The organism is Kitasatospora sp. NPDC085895, from assembly GCF_040702125.1.
Taxonomy (GTDB): Bacteria; Actinomycetota; Actinomycetes; order Streptomycetales; family Streptomycetaceae; genus Kitasatospora; species Kitasatospora arboriphila.
The window spans coordinates 71,856-87,834 of the sequence record NZ_JBFBJY010000002.1 but is presented as its reverse complement, the minus strand read 5'-3'; the positions used below and the strand labels follow the sequence as shown (position 1 = coordinate 87,834).

Genomic DNA, 15,979 nt, shown 5'->3' with positions numbered 1-15,979 from the left:
AAGAATAAACCTGACAGGGGATGTCAGGTATCCCGGGGAGAGTGTCCGGCGTCAGAACGTCCCTCCCGACGAGGAGTTGTGCCATGGACACCACCGCAGACCCCCGCCCGCCGTACCTGCGCGCGCTCGGCCAGCTGGAGAAGCTCGCCACCGCCGTCACCCCGGAGATGCTGGAGCGGCCGACCCCGTGCAGTGCGTACGACCTGCGGGCGCTGCTCGGCCACACCGTGGGCGGGGTGCACCGCAGCGCGTACACCGGCGAGGGCGGCCGGGGGATGGACGTGGCCACCGCGGTGGGTGCGGTGGCGGACGACGACTGGGCGGGGGCGTTCGGCCGGGCCCGGGAGCGCTGGGCGGCGGCATGGCGCGAGGACGCCACGCTGGAGCGGGTGGTGGAGGTCCCGTGGGGACGGGTGCCGGGGCGGCTCGCGGTGGGCGGCTACATGATGGAGGCCGTCACCCACTCCTGGGACATCGCGCAGGTGGTGGACCCCGGCACCGCGCTGGACGAGGAGTTGGCGCACATGGTGCTCGGCATCGCCCTGCAGGTGCTGCCGGCCGAGGGCCGCGGCGAGGGCGTGCCGTTCGGCCCGGTGCAGCCGGTTCCGGACGGCGCCGGGGTGTACGCGCGGATGGCGGCCTGGCTGGGCCGCACGGTCTGAGCCCCGGTGTTCCGGGCGGCCGCGCCGCGGGCGCGGCCGCCCCTCCGGACTACTCGCGGCCGGCCGAGGTCGAGGACATGTCGGCGTAGCGGTCGCCGGCCACCAGGCCCGCGATCGGCTCCAGCTCGGCGAGCTCCTCGGCGGTGAGCCGCAGTCCGGCCGCGGCCGTGTTCTCGGCGAGCCGGCTGCGCTTGCGGGTGCCGGGGATCGGCACCACCGTCAGCCCGTGGACCTCGGCCCGCTGGTGCACCCAGGCCAGCGCGACCTGCGCGGCCGTGACGCCGCGCTCCGCGGCGACCTTCTGGATCGGCGCCACCAGGGCCGCGTTGCCCGCCGCGTTGGCACCGGAGAACTGCGGGTGGTAGCGGCGGTAGTCGTCCGCGCTCAGCTGCTCGGCGGCGGTGAACGCGCCGGTCAGGAAGCCGCGGCCGAGCGGCGAGTACGGCACGAAGGCGACCCCGAGCTCGGCGGCGGCGGGCACCGCGGTGCGCTCGACGTCCCGCGAGAAGATCGACCACTCGGACTGCAGGGCGGCGATCGGGTGCACCGCGTACGCCTCGCGCAGTTCGGCGCCGGTGACCTCGGAGAGTCCGAGGTGGCGGACCTTGCCGGCCTGCACCAGCTCGGCCATCGCGCCCACCGACTCGGCGAGCGGCACCTGCGGGTCGCGGCGGTGCATGTAGTAGAGGTCGATCACGTCGATGCCGAGGCGCTGCAGCGAGGCGTCGACCGCGCTGCGGATGTACGCCGGGTCGTTGCGGACGCCCCGGTACGTCGGGTCGTCGGCGCGCCGCTCGATGGCGAACTTGGTCGCCAGCACCACGCGGTCGCGGTTGGCGCGGACGAAGGGGCCGACCAGTTCCTCGTTGTGGCCGGAGCCGTAGATGTCGGCGGTGTCGAACAGGGTGACGCCCAGGTCGAGGGCGGCGTCGAGGGTGGCCAGCGCCTCCTCGGTGTCGGTCGGGCCGTAGAACTCGCTCATTCCCATGCAGCCGAGGCCCTGGATGCCGACGACGGGGCCGTTGGTGCCGAGCGGTGCGGTGGGGAGGGTCATGCGCTCTTCTGCTTCCTGCCGGGTGCGTCCGCGGCAGCGGCGTCGGCCGAGGGGCCGGTCGCGCCGTCGCCGGGGAGGCTGGACGAATAGATGTCGATCTTGTGGTCGAGCACGGCGAGCGTGGCGTGCAGATCGGCGATCCGCTGCCGGACCTCCTCGCGCTGCGCGACGAGGATGTCGTGCCGCTCGCCCGTGGTGTGGTCGCCTTCCCGGACCAGCTCCACGTAGCGCAGCATGTCCGCCACCGGCATCCCGGTCAGCCGCAGCCGGCCCAGGAAGGCCAGCCGGGCCAGGTCGGCGCCGTTGTAGCGGCGCTGTCCCGAGTGCGAGCGGTCCACCGGGTCGAGCAGGCCGATCCGCTCGTACCAGCGCAGGGTGTGCGCGGTCAGACCGGTGGTCGCGGAGACCTCGCTGATCGTGTGCCATTCGCTGCGCGCGGGCTCGGCCGGCTCGTCCTCGTGCGTGCAGGCGAGCGGATCGGCGAGAACGGACGCGGAGCGGACGGGCGGTGCCACGACGGGCCTCCTCGGTGGTCGGCGACGGCTACGACGCTACTGAGTTGGAGTGCACTCCAAGCAAGCCTGCCACGCGGCGCCGGCCGGCGGGCGGCTATGGTCGGCGCATGCAGAGCTTGCGGATGATCGAGGACTGGCCGGTGCCGAACGCGGCGGCCGCGGTGGTGCGGGGCGCGGACGGGGCGGTGCTCGGCGCGCACGGGACGCAGGAGCACCTCTTCCCGCTGGCGTCGGTGACCAAGCTGCTGTCCGCGTACGCCGCGCTGGTCGCCGTCGAGGAGGGCGTCTTCGAACTCGACGACCCGGCGGGGCCCGAGGGATCGACCGTCCGTCACCTGCTCGCCCACACCTCGGGGCTGGCCTTCGACGAGCACCGGGTGATGGCGCAGCCCGGCACCCGGCGGCTCTACTCCAACGCCGGGTTCGACGTCCTCGCCGACACCCTGGAGAAGGCCTCCGGCATCCCGTTCGCGCAGTACGCGCAGGAGGCCGTCTTCCGGCCGCTCGGGATGCACGCCACGCTGATCAACACCGCGCACCGGGCGCCGGCCGGCGCGGGCGGCCTGTCGACCGTGGCCGACCTCGCCCTGTTCGCCGCGGAGCTCCAGGCCCCGCGGCTGCTCGACCCGACCACCGTGCGGCGGGCCACCCGCGAGGTCGCCTTCCCCGGTCTCGGCGGTGTCCTGCCCGGCTTCGGTCACCGGCGGCCCAACGACTGGGGGCTCGGCTTCGAGATCCGCGGCGACAAGGACCCGCACTGGACGGGGACCACCAGCTCGCCCGGGACCTTCGGCCACTTCGGCCAGTCCGGCACCTTCCTCTGGGTCGACCCCGCCGCCGGTGTGGCCACCGTCGCCCTGACGGACCGTGACTTCGGCCCCTGGGCCGCCGAGGTCTGGCCGCTCTTCACCGACGCCGTCCTCGCCGAACTCCGGGGCTGACGGGGCCGTTCCGGGCGCGCGGGCACCCGGCCCGTGCCCGGAACGGGCCTTGCGCGGCCGTGCCCGGCTGCGGTAGGTCATCGGTCGTGCATTCGACGTCCGTGTCGCGGATGCGGCAGCTGATGACGGTTCATGGCTACCGCGGGCCCGTCCTGCTCGCCCTGCTCGTCCTCCTCGTCGCGGCCGTGCCGCGGGCGACCGGGATCGTCGCGGTCGGTGGTGCCGTGGTCGCCGTGTGCCTGGTGGCGCTGGCGGCCCTGGGCTGCATCGCCGCGCTCGTCGCCGCCGCCGTGCCCGTCGCCGCCGCGACCGCCCTGTGGCGCCGCCGCGGTCGGCTCCGCAGGCCCGGCAACTCCGTCCTGGCGGGCTGCGCGGTCCTGGCCGCTGCGGCGCTGCTGGCGTTCAGCCTGCCCGCGGCGGACTGGGCGATGGCCTTCGTGGCGCTCGCGGGCGGCGGAGCCGCCGTCGTGCTCTGGTTCGGCCGGCTGTTCTCCGACGCGCCCGCCGCCGCCGTGCGGCCGGCCGGCAACTGGCGGTGGGCGGTGCCTCCGCTGCTGCTGGCGGCCACTGCGGTGCTGCTGCACTTCCAGGTGCCGCAGCAGGCCCGGTTCGCGCTGGCCCGTCCGGCGCTGAGCTCCTTCGCCGAACGGGCCGGACACGTGGCGGCCGGCAACGGCGGGCTGCCGCAGCCGTCGTACCTCGGCACGTACCCGGTCGACGACGTGACCGCGGTGGGTGTCCGCGGGTTCCGGTTCACCGTGCCGGGCAGCGGCCTGCTCGAACGCACCGGCTTCGCGTACCTGCCGGACGGGCCTCCGGAGGACGACGTGACCTACACCCACCGGTCCGGGCCCTGGTACACCTGGTCGGACCACGGGGACTGGTGAGGATCCGGCGGCCTCAGCCGTAGGTCAGCGGTGAGTGCATCTCCCAGAACAGGAGTTCGGCGCCCTCCGGGCCGGCGGTGGGGTCGGTGAAGGCGTCGCCGGTGATGCGGACGGCGTCGCCGGGTTCGAGGGAGCGGCCGGCGCCGTGCGGTCCGGGGACGGTCCGGTATCCGAGCGAGCCGGCGGTCAGGTGGACGTACCGGTAGGGCGCCTCGGGGAGCGCGGGCAGCGGCTGCCACGGGCCGGCGGTGACGAGGTACAGGGCGGCGTCGGAGCGGCGCAGCCGCAGGGCGTCCGACGCGGCGTCACGTTCCAGGCCGGAGGCGAGCAGGGTGAGCCCGTCCTCGGCGGGTTCGACCTTCCGCAGGCCGTACGCGGGCGGGGTGCCGAAGGTGTCGGGCTGCAGCCACATCTGGACGAAGCGGACGGGCACGGCGGAGCCGCCGAGGTTGCGTTCGGTGTGGCCGATGCCGGAACCGGAGCTGAGGTGCTGGACCATGCCGGGGCGGACGACCCCGGCGTGCCCGTCGCCGTCGCGGTGGGCGAGCGCGCCCTCCAGCACCCAGGTGAGGATCTCGGTGTCGCGGTGGCGGTGCTCCTCGAAGCCGGCGCCGGGGGCGAGGGTCTCCTCGTTGCAGGCGAGCAGCGCGCCGAAGTGGGTGTTCTTCGGGTCGTAGTGCCCGGAGAAGGAGAAGGAGTGCCGGGTCTCGATGCCCTCGGCCGGGGTGGAGCGGTAGCGCTCGGGCGCCCGGCGGAGGTCGGCACGGCCGCGGTCTCGGGTCTCGGTCACCCGCTCACGGTAGCCGGTGCGGCGCTGCGGGCGGCCGGTGCGGTCCGGCGCGCCGGGTTCCCACCGGCGGGGGGTGTGCACGAGCACGGCGTGCGGTGAGGCAGTCTTGTTCCTGTGCCAGCCGCATCAGCAAAGCCCGACAGCCCGAAGCCCGACAGCCCGAAGCCCGAGAGCCCGAGGGCCGACGGCGCGAAGGCCGACAAGAAGGCGGCCGCCCGCAAGGCGGCGCCGGCCGGGGAGTCGCCGCGCCCTCCGCGAGGTGGTCGGCTGACCGCGCAGGAGCGCAGACTGGCCGCCGAGCGGGCCGAGTTGCGCTCGGCGACGCTGAAGCGGCTGGAGAAGTCCTCGGGCAAGCTGGCCACCGCGGCGATCGCCCGGATGGACGACCAGCTGTCCTGGTACCGGCGGATGCCGCCGGAGCACCGGTCGTGGATCGGCCTGGTCGCGCAGGCGGGCATCGCGGCGTTCACCGAGTGGTACCGGCATCCGGAGGCGCCGCAGGCGATCTCCACGGACGTCTTCGGGACGGCGCCCCGCGAGCTGACCCGGGCGATCACCCTGCGGCAGACCGTGGAGCTGATCCGCACCACCATCGAGGTGATGGAGGAGGCCATCGAGGAGGTGGCCGCCCCCGGCGACGAGGCCGGGATGCGCGAGTCGGTGCTGGTGTACGCGCGGGAGATCGCCTTCGCGACGGCCCAGGTGTACGCACAGGCGGCGGAGGCCCGGGGTGCGTGGGACGCGCGCCTGGAGGCGCTGGTGGTGAACTCGCTGCTCTCCGGCGACGCGGACGAGGGCGTGCTGTCGCGGGCGGCGGCGCTGGGCTGGGGCCAGCCGAGCCAGGTGCGGGTGGTGATGGGAAGCGCCCCGGACGGGGACAGCGAGGCCGTGGTCGAGGCGATCCGACGGGCCGCCAGGTACGCCAAGCTGCAGGTGCTGACGGGCGTGCTGGGCCGCCGGCTGGTGGTGGTGGTCGGCGGCGACAAGGAGCCGGTGCACACCGCGAAGGCGTTGATCGGGCAGTTCGCGCCGGGCCCGGTGGTGGTCGGTCCGAGCGTGCCGGACCTGCTGTCGGCGACGCGCTCGGCGCAGGCCGCGGCGGCCGGGCTACGGGCGTGCGCGGCGTGGCCGGACGCGCCGCGGCCGGTGCTGGCCGACGACCTGCTGCCCGAGCGGGCGCTCGCCGGGGACCGGGCGGCCCGGCGGCAGCTGGTGGAGGAGATCTACACACCGCTGGACGAGGCGGGGTCGGCACTGCTGGAGACGCTGAGTGTCTACCTGGAGCAAGCGTCCTCGTTGGAGGGCGCGGCCCGGATGCTCTTCGTCCACCCCAACACCGTGCGCTACCGGCTGCGTCGTGTGACTGACGTCACGGGCTATGCTCCGTCCGACGTGCGCTCGGCGTTCACCCTGCGCATCGCCCTTGCGCTGGGCCGTCTCGGAGCCGTCGCCGACCAGGGCTGACCGCGCTGTAGGGACTGCACAACCCGGCGTGCTTTTCTTCGTTGTCGTCGCCTACCCGCCCACGGGTGCCTGGCGAGAGAGGGTTGAACCGTGCTCGTAATCGTCGCCCCTGGACAGGGTGCTCAGACCCCCGGATTCCTCAGCCCCTGGCTCGAGCTGGACGGCGCCGCCGACCGCCTCGGACAGTGGTCCGAGGTCGCCGGTCTCGACCTCGTCCGCTACGGCACCGAGGCCTCCGAGGAAGAGATCAAGGACACCGCGGTGGCCCAGCCGCTGCTGGTGGCCGCCGGCCTGGTGACGGCCGGCGTGCTGTTCGCGGACGGTGACTTCCGCTCGCTGGTCGGCGGCGTGGCCGGTCACAGCGTCGGCGAGATCACCGCGGCCGCGCTGGCCGGCGTGCTGAGCGCCGAGGACGCGCTGGCGTTCGTCCGCGAGCGGAGCCTGGGCATGGCCGAGGCAGCCGCCGCGCGGCAGACCGGGATGACCGCCGTCCTCGGCGGCGAGCCGGACGCCGTCGCCGCGAAGCTCGCCGAGCACGGCGTGACCGCGGCCAACAACAACGGCGGCGGCCAGATCGTGGCGGCCGGCACGCTGGAGCAGCTGGAGGCGCTGAAGGCGGACCCGCCGGCCGGCGCCCGGCTCATCCCGCTGAAGGTGGCGGGCGCGTTCCACACCGAGCACATGGCTCCGGGCGTGGAGCGCCTGGAGAAGTTCGCCCCCGGGCTGGCGGTCTCCGACCCGGCCGTGGCGTACGTCTCCAACAAGGACGGCGGCGTGGTGGGCTCCGGTGCCGAGGTGCTGGCCCGCCTGGTGTCGCAGGTCTCCAACCCGGTCCGCTGGGACCTGTGCATGGACGCGATCCAGCAGCTCGGTGCTACGGCCGTGATCGAGCTGTCGCCCGCGGGCACCCTCACCAACCTGGTCAAGCGCAACCTCAAGGGCGTGGCGACGCTGGCCCTCAAGACCCCTGCCGATCTCGACAAGGCCCGCGGGCTGGTCGCCGAGCACGGTGCTCAGGAGAACAACGGATGACAGCGCCCCAGATCAAGCCGGCCACCGGTGCCGCGCACTCGCGCATCCACGGCGTCGGCGGCTACCGCCCCGTCCGGGTGATTCCCAACGCCGAGGTGCTCAACTGGATCGAGTCCTCGGACGAGTGGATCCGCACCCGCAGCGGGATCGCCGAGCGCCGCTGGGCCGGCCCGGAGGAGTCCGTCGCCGAGATGTCGGTGCAGGCCGCCGGCAAGGCGATCGCCCAGGCCGGGATCACCCCGGAGCAGATCGGCGGCGTGATCGTGGCGACCGTCTCGCACCTGAAGCAGACCCCGGCGATCGCCACCGAGATCGCGGACCGGCTGGGCTGCGGCACCGCCCCGGCCTTCGACATCTCGGCCGCCTGCGCGGGCTTCGGCTACGGCCTGGGCCTGGCCGACGGCATGGTGCGTGGCGGCAGTGCCGAGTACGTGCTGGTCATCGGCGTGGAGCGGCTCAGCGACCTGACCGACACCTCCGACCGTTCGACCGCCTTCATCTTCGGTGACGGCGCGGGCGCGGCGATCGTCGGTCCGTCCGAGACCCCCGGCATCGGCAAGGTGATATGGGGCTCGGACGGCTCGCAGCGCGACGTCATCTCGCAGACCCAGGCCTGGGACACCGCGTTCGCCAAGGAGGACGCCGTCAACGGCGCCGGCGACGAGGCCAAGTGGCCGGCCCTGCGGATGGAGGGTCAGACCGTCTTCCGCTGGGCGGTCTGGGAGATGGCGAAGGTGGCCCAGCAGGCGCTGGACGCCGCCGGGGTCACCGCCGACCAGCTCGGCGCCTTCATCCCGCACCAGGCGAACATGCGCATCACCGACGCCATGATCAAGGCGCTGAAGCTGCCCGAGTCGGTGCCGGTCGCGCGCGACATCGCCGAGACCGGCAACACCTCCGCGGCCTCCATCCCGCTGGCGATGGAGCGCATGCTGGAGAGCGGTGAGGCCAAGAGCGGCGACCTCGCCCTCATCATCGGCTTCGGGGCGGGTCTCGTGTACGCCGCCGCAGTCGTTACTCTCCCCTAGGCACCCTCCCCGGGCGCCCACGCCCCCGAAATCCCGCGACGGTCCGCCGGACCGCTCGCTGTCTACACCCGAAGAGGAGCAGCCGCTATGGCTACCAAGGACGAGGTTCTGGAAGGTCTCGCCGAGATCGTCAACGAGATCGCCGGCATCCCGACCGAGGACGTCGAGCTCGACAAGTCCTTCACCGACGACCTGGACGTCGACTCGCTGTCCATGGTCGAGGTCGTCGTGGCCGCCGAGGAGCGGTTCGACGTGAAGATCCCGGACGACGAGGTCAAGAACCTCAAGACCGTCGGCGACGCGGTGGACTACATCCTCGCCAACAGCTGAACCCGCGGCCGGCCCGTCCGGCTGTCTGCGGTCGGCCGGGGCGCACCCAGCCCCGGCCGGCCGTTCCCCCACGGCCCCTCCGCCACCCCTTGCACACGTGAGAGAAGAAGAACCAGTGACCGCTGAAAACCGCACCGTGGTAGTCACGGGTATCGGCGCCTTCACGCCGCTGGGCGGCGACGCCGCCTCGTTCTGGGAGGGCCTGCTGGAGGGCCGCTCCGGCGTGGGCGCGCTGACCGAGGAGTGGGCCGCGGACCTGCCCGTCCGGATCGCCGCGCGCACCGCGGTGGACCCGGGCGAGGTGCTGCCCCGTCCGCTGGCCCGCAAGCTGGACCGCTCGGCGCAGTTCGCACTGATCGCCGCTCGTGAGGCATGGGCCGACGCGGGCTTCGAGACCCCGGCCACCGACGAGTCCTCCAAGCTCGCGCCCGAACGCCTGGGCGCCGTGATCGCCTCCGGCATCGGCGGCGTGACCACCCTGCTCGACCAGTACGACGTGCTGAAGGACAAGGGCGTCCGCAAGGTCTCCCCGCACACCGTCCCGATGCTGATGCCGAACTCCCCCGCGGCCAACGTGGGCCTGGAGGTCGGCGCGCGCGCCGGCGTGCACACCCCCGTCTCCGCCTGCGCCTCCGGCGCCGAGGCGATCGGCTACGCGATCGAGATGATCCGCACCGGCCGCGCCGACGTCGTGGTGGCCGGCGGCACCGAGGCGGCGATCCACCCGCTGCCGATCGCCGCGTTCGCCAACATGATGGCGATGTCCAAGAACAACGACGAGCCGCAGCGCGCCTCGCGTCCGTACGACAAGGCCCGGGACGGCTTCGTCCTCGGCGAGGGCGCGGGCGTCGTGGTGCTGGAGTCGGCCGAGCACGCGGCCGCCCGCGGTGCCCGCGTCTACTGCGAGGCCGTCGGCCAGGGACTGTCCTCGGACGCCCACCACATCGCCCAGCCGGAGCCGACCGGTGCCGGTGTCGCCCGGGCGATCGCCGACCTGTTCGAGCACAGCGACCTGGACAAGGCCGAGGTCGTGCACGTCAACGCGCACGCCACCTCGACCCCGCAGGGCGACACCGCCGAGGTGAAGGCCCTCTCCAAGGAGCTCGGCGAGCACCTCGGGCACGTGGCCATCTCAGCCACCAAGTCGATGACCGGCCACCTGCTGGGCGGCGCCGGCGGCATCGAGACCGTCGCGACCGTGCTGGCGCTGCACCACCGCACGGCCCCGCCGACCATCAACGTGGACGACCTGGACGACGAGATCGAGGCGGACATCGTCCGCGGCGGTCCGCGCGACCTGCCCGCCGAGGGCCGGATCGCGGCGCTGAACAACTCCTTCGGCTTCGGCGGCCACAACGTGGTCCTCGCCTTCCGCACCGTCTGAGAATCGCTCACTCGGCACCGGTAGCGGTACCAAGGAGGGGCGCGGGGGACCGCGCGACCGGCGGGGCACGGCATCCGCCCCGACGGTCGCGCGGTCCCCGCGCCCCTTTCGCGTGCGCGGGCCCGGCCGGTCAGACCACCTGGTGCAGCCAGCGGACGGGGGCGCCCTCGCCGGCGTAGCGGAAGGGTTCGAGTTCGTCGTCCCAGGGCTTGCCGAGCAGCCGGGCGAGTTCGGCCTCCAGGTCGCCGCCCTCGGTGCGGGCGCGCAACAGCACCGCGCGGAGCCGGTCCTCGGGGATCAGGATGTCGCCGTGGATGCCGGTGACGGCGTGGAAGATGCCGAGGCTCGGGGTCGAGCTGTAGCGCTCGCCCTCCGCGCTCGCGCAGGGGTCGCTGGTGACCTCGTACCGGATGAGCTGCCAGCCGCGCAGGGCCGAGGCCAGGCGCGAGGCGGTGCCGGGCTCGCCCTGCCAGGAGAGTTCGGCACGCCAGTGCCCGGGCGCGACGGGCTGGCGGATCCAGTCGAGGCTGACCCGCACGCCGAGCACGCCCGCGACCGCCCACTCGACGTGCGGGCACAGCGCGCGGGGCGCGGAGTGGATGTACAGGACACCACGTGTCGTCACCGGGACCTCCAGGCTGTGGACGAGGGTCGCCTTCCCCAGCTGCCTCGTGCCACCTGCCGGCAGGTACTGCCTACCATCGTGACGCTCAACTTACTCGACATTAGGTAATCAAATTGAGCAAAACGGACAAGCTTTCACCCAATGCTAGTCGAATCCCCCATCAGGTCCACCCCCTTGCAAGTGCTCTCCCCCGAACGGACCTATTCCGTCCGCGGGCGCACCATCACCCGTCGCGGTGACCGGTGCTGACGCCCCGTCGACGCCGCGACCAGGCCGTTCGCCGATCCGCCCGTACGCGGACCACCCCCGCGGGCGGCGGCCCGCGGGGGTGGTGGTGACACGGCGTCAGCAGGTCAGAGCTCGACGACCATCTTGCCGGTGTTGTCACCGCGGAGCAGGCCGAGGAAGGCCTCGGCGGTGTTCTCGACACCCTTGACCACGGTCTCGTCGTAGCGCAGGCTGCCGTCCTTCAGCCAGCCGGCCACCTCGGCGACGAACTGCGGCTGCAGGGCGGCGTGGTCGCGCACCAGCATGCCGCGCAGGTTCAGCCGCTTGCCGATGGCGAGGGCGAGGTTGCGCGGGCCGGCCGGCGCGGAGGTCTCGTTGTACTGGGCGATGGCGCCGCACAGGGTGACCCGGCCGTGCGGGTTGAGGGCGCCGATCGCGGCCTCCAGGTGGTCGCCGCCGACGTTGTCGAAGTAGACGTCGATGCCCTCGGGGGCGGCCGCGGCGAGCTGCTCGGCGACCGGGGCGTCCTTGTAGTTGAAGGCGGCGTCGAAGCCGTACGAGCCGGTCAGGGTGGCGACCTTCTCGGCGGAGCCGGCGGAGCCGATGACGCGGGAGGCGCCCTTGAGGCGGGCGATCTGGCCGACCAGCGAGCCGACCGCGCCGGCCGCGCCGGAGACGAAGACGGCGTCGCCCTCCTTGAAGGAGGCGACCTCCAGCAGGCCCGCGTAGGCGGTGAGGCCGGGCATGCCGAGCACGCCGAGGTAGTAGGAGAGCGGGGCGAGGGCCGGGTCGACCTTGACGCCCTGCGCGGCGGGCAGGGTGGCGTACTCGCGCCAGCCGAGGCCGTGCAGCACGGCGTCGCCGACCTCGAAGCCCTCCGCGGCGGAGGCGACGACGTAGCCGACCGCGCCGCCGTCCATGGGCGCGCCGATCGCGAACGGCGGGACGTACGACTTGACGTCGTTCATCCGGCCGCGCATGTACGGGTCGACCGAGAGGTAGGCGTTGCGGACCAGGACCTCGCCCGGGCCGGGCTGCCGGACGGGCGCCTCGACCAGTGCGAAGTCGCTCGGAACGGGCCGGCCGACGGGGCGCGCCGCCAGGTGCCACTCGCGGCCGGTGGTGGGGATCGCCTGCTCTGCCATTGCTGTCTCCATGGTGCATCGACCTGAAAGGTTGAGTTACTGAAGCAATCGTGGACACGAATAGTTCATGTTGTCAAATGTTCAGGTACAGTGGACGGCATGGAGACGCAGCAGCCGCCCACGGACCCGGTCACGCTGGAGGTCACCGACCTCATGGCGAACCTGGTCGGAATCTTCCACCGCGAGTACGAGGAGGCCGCCGCCGCCCGCTCGCTCACCGGCGCCCAGGCCAAGGTGCTCGCCCTGCTGCGGCGCGGACCGATGCCGATGCGCCACATCGCGCAGACCCTGAGCTGCGAGCCGTCCAACATCACCGGCATCGTCGACCGGCTGGAGGCCCGCGGCTTCGTCACCCGCGAGGCCGACCCGCAGGACCGCCGGGTCAAGCTGGTCGCCGCCACCGGTACCGGCACCGCCGCCTCCGTGGAGCTGCGCGAGTCGCTGCACTTCGCCCGCGAGCCGCTCGCCGCCCTCGGCCCCGAGGAGCGGATCCAGCTGCGCGACCTGCTCCGCCGGATGCTGGCCGGCGCCGTGCCGCCCGCCTGACCGGCGGAGCGCGACGCAGGGGGCGATCGGATCGGATCCGGGCCGGAAGAGCCCGTATCCGATCGGGTCCGCATGTAACCGAACGGCCCGCCGGGCCGTCTTTCTGGTGGGGGCACACAGGAGTGCCGGCCAATTCCCTTCCGGGCCGGGCACGGCCGTACAGAGAGCAACTGTGTGATGACCGACAAGAGCGGGTCCGCCGCGTCCTCCCGCGGGACGGGCCGCCGCCTGGCGCGGATCGCCGGCGCCACCGCCGCCGTCCTGGTGCTGGCGACCGCCGGCGCCGGCGCCTGGTTCTACCACCGCCTCGACCAGAACATCAGCACCTTCTCCGCGGACGGCATCGCCACCAGCCGCCCGCCGGCGGGCCCCACCACCACGGGCGGCGGCCGTCCGGTCAACGTCCTGCTGCTCGGCTCCGACACCCGCTCCGACGGCAACGGCGACCTCGGCGGCGGCGAGGAGGGCGTCGGACACTCGGACACCGCGATCCTGCTGCACGTCTACGCCGACCACCGGCACGCGGTGGGCGTCTCCATCCCCCGCGACACCCTGGTCACCGTCCCCCCGTGCAAGCTGCCGGACGGCACCTGGAGGAGCGAGCGCACCAACCAGATGTTCAACTCGGCCTTCACCGTCGGCCTCTACCCGCAGGGCAACCCGGCCTGCACCCAGAACACCGTGGAGGCGCTCACCGGCCTGCGGGTGGACCACACGATCGTCGTCGACTTCAAGGGCTTCGCGGCCATGACCGACGCGGTGCACGGCGTCGACGTGTGCGTGCCCAACGACGTCGACTCCTACGGCATACGCCTCACCAAGGGCCGCCGGACGCTCAGCGGCCAGCAGGCGCTCGACTACGTCCGGGCCCGGCACGGCTTCGGCGACGGCTCCGACATCGGCCGGATGAAGCGCCAGCAGGCCTTCCTCTCCTCGCTCATCAAGAAGGTCCAGGGGCAGGGCTTCGACCTCACCACCCTGCTGCCGCTCGCCGACGCCGCGACCCGCTCGCTCACCGTCGACGAGGAGCTCGGCAGCGCCATGAAGCTCGCCACCTTCGCCCAGTCGCTCCAGGACATCAAGCTGGCGGACATCTCCTTCGTCACCGTGCCCTGGGAGTACGCGGGCGCCCGGGTCGCGCTCGTCCACCCGGACGTCGACACCCTCTGGGAGCTCCTCCGCCAGGACCGCACCCTGGACGGCCAGGCGACCGCCCCGGCCGGCACCGCGACGCCCTCCGCCCCGGCCGCGCCGACGCCGTCGGCCACCGCCTCGCCGTCCGCCGGGGTCTCGCCCTCCGCCACCCCCGGCCAGACCCGCGCCGCCGAACCGGACGCCACCGCCGTACCGGTCACCGTGCACAACGCCTCCGGCGCCACCGGCACCGCGGGCCGCGCCGCGACGGCGCTCAGGGCGCACGGCTACCGCGAGGTCGTGCTCGGCGCCAACACCAAGGGCCGGAACACCACCACGGTCGGCTACTCCCCCGGCCACGAGGCCGCGGCCGAGCAGCTCGCCGCGCTCTACCCGGGCGCCACCGTCCGCCCCGACGCCGACGCGGACGGACTCGTCCTGACCCTCGGCCAGGACCACGCCTCCGGCGACACCTCCGGCCCGGTCGCGCTGCCGAGCGGCATCCCCACCGGCATCTCCTCGAACACCCGGCCCGCCGACAGCGACCTCTGCGCCGACCTCAGCTACGGCTGAGGCCGGTCCCGGCAGCCGTCGGACCGTCCGGCAGCCCGGTGACCACCAGCGTCACCCGGCTGCCGGGCGGCAGCGCCGCCGTCCCGGCCAGTCCGTACACCGCCTGCAGCGCCTTGGCCACGTACCGGCGCTCCACGCCGATCCCGTGCCGTTCGCCGAAGCCGGCCGCGAACTCCTCCAGCGCGGCGGGCACCTTCCCGTAGCCGCCGCCGTGGTGGCCGTGGTCGATCCGCCAGTTCGCGAAGGTGCGTCCGTACGCCGCCCGGTGCAGTGCGGCCACCTCCTCCTCCAGGTAGCCCTCACCGCGCAGCACCGCGACGCCGAGCGCCCGTGCCCCCGGCGGCAGTCCGGCCGCGATGCCTGCCAGGGTGCCGCCGGTGCCGACCGCGCAGCAGACGGTGTCCCGCCCGTCCAGGTCGCCGAGCTCGGCCGGCAGCGCGGCGGTGCCGCGCACGGCGAGCGCGTTGGAGCCTCCCTCGGGGAGCACCAGGCAGCGCCCCCAGCGCTGCGCGAGCGGCCGGCCGAGGTCGCGGACGAGCTCGCGGTAGGCACCGCGGGCGACGAACTCCAGCTGCATGCCGTCGGCCTCGGCCGCCGCCAGCGAGGGGTTGCGCGGCCGGTCTGCGAGCTCCTCGCCGCGGACGACGCCCACCGAGGCGAGCCCGAGCGCCCGGGCCGCGGCTGCGGTGGCCCGCAGGTGGGTGGAGTAGGCGCCGCCGAAGGTGACCAGCCGGGTGTGTCCCTCGGCGAGTGCGTGCTCCAGGTTGGGGGTGAGCTTGCGCCACTTGTTGCCCGGCACCGTCGGGTGCAGCAGGTCGTCGCGCTTCAGCCGGAGTTCGACGCCGACCCGGGCCAGCACCGGGTCCCGGATCGGGGTGAGCGGGGTCGGCAGGTCGGCGGGCAGCGGCATCCCGCCATGGTAGGGGCCCGCGTCAGGCCGGCCGGGTGGAGCTGAGGTGGGCGAAGACCACGACGTTGTCGGCGTAGTCGTGGGTGGCCCGGTTGTACTCGCCGGCGCAGGTGATCAGCCGCAGCTGGGCGTCCGGGGTGTCGCCGTAGACCAGCTGGTCGGGGAAGGCGTTCTTGGCGAAGGTCTGCACCGAGTCGACGGTGAAGACGGCGACCGAGCCGTCGGCGCGGGTGACCTCGACGGGGTTGCCGGGGCGCAGCACGTACAGCATCAGGAAGACGGCGGGGCCCTTGGTGGTGTCGACGTGCCCGGCGACGACCGCGGGGCCGCGTTCGCCGGGGGTCGGACCGTCCTTGTACCAGCCGACGAGGTTGCGGTCGTCGGCCGGCGGGGCGGCGAGGCCGCCGGTCGGGGTGAGGCCGAGCTCGGTGAAGGGGGCCTCGACGAAGAGCTGCGGGATGCGCAGCTTCACCGGCTTGGAGCGGGACATCGCGGGGACGACCGGGGTGGTCCGGGAGGGCGGTGCGGTGGGCACCGGGCTCGCACTCGCGACGGCCGCCGGGCCGCCGTCGGCGGAGCGGGGGGCGGCGGGGGTGGTCTCCACGGACTGGTACATGACGAACACCCCGACGGCGGCGAGGCCCATCGCCCAGCGCAGCGGGCTGCGGCCGGGGTCCTTGCCCGCGGACCGTTCACCGGTGCCGGATGTCTGCTGGCCCATGGCGGCCGCC

General features: G+C 73.8%; 17 protein-coding genes. 10 read left to right on the top strand and 7 right to left on the bottom strand.

The features are described 5' to 3' along the window. Positions 1-83 precede the first annotated feature (83 nt). Entirely contained in the window at positions 84-662 is a 579-nt protein-coding gene (locus AB0442_RS01940) for a TIGR03086 family metal-binding protein (protein WP_366159970.1), read from the top strand. 49 nt (positions 663-711) lie between these two features. On the opposite strand, the gene AB0442_RS01935 is transcribed toward AB0442_RS01940, so the two are convergent. Together AB0442_RS01935 and AB0442_RS01930 are read right to left on the bottom strand one after the other, a co-directional pair. Beyond that, positions 712-1,716: an aldo/keto reductase gene (locus tag AB0442_RS01935; RefSeq protein ID WP_366159969.1), complete on the bottom strand. Its 1,005-nt coding sequence runs from the start codon at positions 1,714-1,716 to the stop codon at positions 712-714. Continuing rightward, positions 1,713-2,132: a MerR family transcriptional regulator gene (locus AB0442_RS01930; protein WP_366160112.1), complete on the bottom strand. Its 420-nt coding sequence runs from the start codon at positions 2,130-2,132 to the stop codon at positions 1,713-1,715. The genes AB0442_RS01935 and AB0442_RS01930 overlap by 4 nt, the downstream gene beginning before the upstream one ends. Positions 2,133-2,338: 206 nt before the next feature. Here AB0442_RS01930 and AB0442_RS01925 point away from each other — a divergent pair, with 206 nt between their 5' ends. Both AB0442_RS01925 and AB0442_RS01920 read left to right on the top strand, forming a co-directional pair. Next, positions 2,339-3,172 (top strand): serine hydrolase domain-containing protein, encoded by an 834-nt coding sequence (locus tag AB0442_RS01925; protein ID WP_363539946.1) that lies wholly within the window; start codon positions 2,339-2,341, stop codon positions 3,170-3,172. 122 nt (positions 3,173-3,294) lie between these two features. Next, entirely contained in the window at positions 3,295-4,059 is a 765-nt protein-coding gene (locus AB0442_RS01920) for a hypothetical protein (RefSeq protein ID WP_366159968.1), read from the top strand. 13 nt (positions 4,060-4,072) lie between these two features. On the opposite strand, the gene AB0442_RS01915 is transcribed toward AB0442_RS01920, so the two are convergent. Continuing rightward, the gene (locus AB0442_RS01915) at positions 4,073-4,849 is read right to left on the bottom strand and encodes a pirin family protein (RefSeq protein ID WP_366159967.1); all 777 of its coding nucleotides are present in this window, start codon (positions 4,847-4,849) and stop codon (positions 4,073-4,075) included. 267 nt (positions 4,850-5,116) lie between these two features. Here AB0442_RS01915 and AB0442_RS01910 point away from each other — a divergent pair, with 267 nt between their 5' ends. From AB0442_RS01910 to fabF, 5 genes are all read left to right on the top strand, one after another. Beyond that, positions 5,117-6,313 (top strand): CdaR family transcriptional regulator, encoded by a 1,197-nt coding sequence (locus AB0442_RS01910; RefSeq protein ID WP_078660900.1) that lies wholly within the window; start codon positions 5,117-5,119, stop codon positions 6,311-6,313. A 90-nt stretch (positions 6,314-6,403) separates the two neighbouring features. Continuing rightward, on the top strand, positions 6,404-7,345 hold the full coding sequence (locus AB0442_RS01905; protein WP_366159966.1) for an ACP S-malonyltransferase: 942 nt from the start codon (positions 6,404-6,406) through the stop codon (positions 7,343-7,345). Further along, complete coding sequence (locus AB0442_RS01900) at positions 7,342-8,373, top strand: beta-ketoacyl-ACP synthase III (protein ID WP_366159965.1); 1,032 nt, start codon at positions 7,342-7,344, stop codon at positions 8,371-8,373. Before AB0442_RS01905 ends, AB0442_RS01900 begins: the two co-directional genes overlap by 4 nt. Positions 8,374-8,460: 87 nt before the next feature. Beyond that, positions 8,461-8,703, top strand: coding sequence for an acyl carrier protein (locus tag AB0442_RS01895; RefSeq protein WP_030267568.1), 243 nt, complete (start codon positions 8,461-8,463; stop codon positions 8,701-8,703). Positions 8,704-8,818: 115 nt separating this feature from the next. Continuing rightward, positions 8,819-10,087, top strand: a complete 1,269-nt coding sequence (gene fabF, locus AB0442_RS01890) for a beta-ketoacyl-ACP synthase II (protein WP_344622676.1) — start codon at positions 8,819-8,821, stop codon at positions 10,085-10,087. A gap of 130 nt (positions 10,088-10,217) precedes the next feature. Here the strand turns inward: fabF and AB0442_RS01885 are convergent, their stop codons facing one another. Beyond that, on the bottom strand, positions 10,218-10,712 hold the full coding sequence (locus tag AB0442_RS01885; protein WP_366159964.1) for a DUF3145 domain-containing protein: 495 nt from the start codon (positions 10,710-10,712) through the stop codon (positions 10,218-10,220). 353 nt (positions 10,713-11,065) lie between these two features. Further along, complete coding sequence (locus AB0442_RS01880; RefSeq protein ID WP_366159963.1) at positions 11,066-12,085, bottom strand: NADP-dependent oxidoreductase; 1,020 nt, start codon at positions 12,083-12,085, stop codon at positions 11,066-11,068. A gap of 99 nt (positions 12,086-12,184) precedes the next feature. Between AB0442_RS01880 and AB0442_RS01875 the strand changes: the two genes are divergently transcribed. Continuing rightward, entirely contained in the window at positions 12,185-12,631 is a 447-nt protein-coding gene (locus AB0442_RS01875) for a MarR family transcriptional regulator (RefSeq protein ID WP_366159962.1), read from the top strand. Positions 12,632-12,808: 177 nt separating this feature from the next. Beyond that, the gene (locus AB0442_RS01870) at positions 12,809-14,338 is read left to right on the top strand and encodes an LCP family protein (protein WP_366159961.1); all 1,530 of its coding nucleotides are present in this window, start codon (positions 12,809-12,811) and stop codon (positions 14,336-14,338) included. Here the strand turns inward: AB0442_RS01870 and AB0442_RS01865 are convergent. After that, on the bottom strand, positions 14,325-15,248 hold the full coding sequence (locus tag AB0442_RS01865) for a pyridoxal-phosphate dependent enzyme (RefSeq protein WP_366159960.1): 924 nt from the start codon (positions 15,246-15,248) through the stop codon (positions 14,325-14,327). The two genes, AB0442_RS01870 and AB0442_RS01865, sit on opposite strands and share 14 nt — an antisense overlap. Positions 15,249-15,270: 22 nt before the next feature. Next, the gene (locus tag AB0442_RS01860; RefSeq protein ID WP_366159959.1) at positions 15,271-15,969 is read right to left on the bottom strand and encodes a class F sortase; all 699 of its coding nucleotides are present in this window, start codon (positions 15,967-15,969) and stop codon (positions 15,271-15,273) included. Positions 15,970-15,979: the final 10 nt, after the last annotated feature.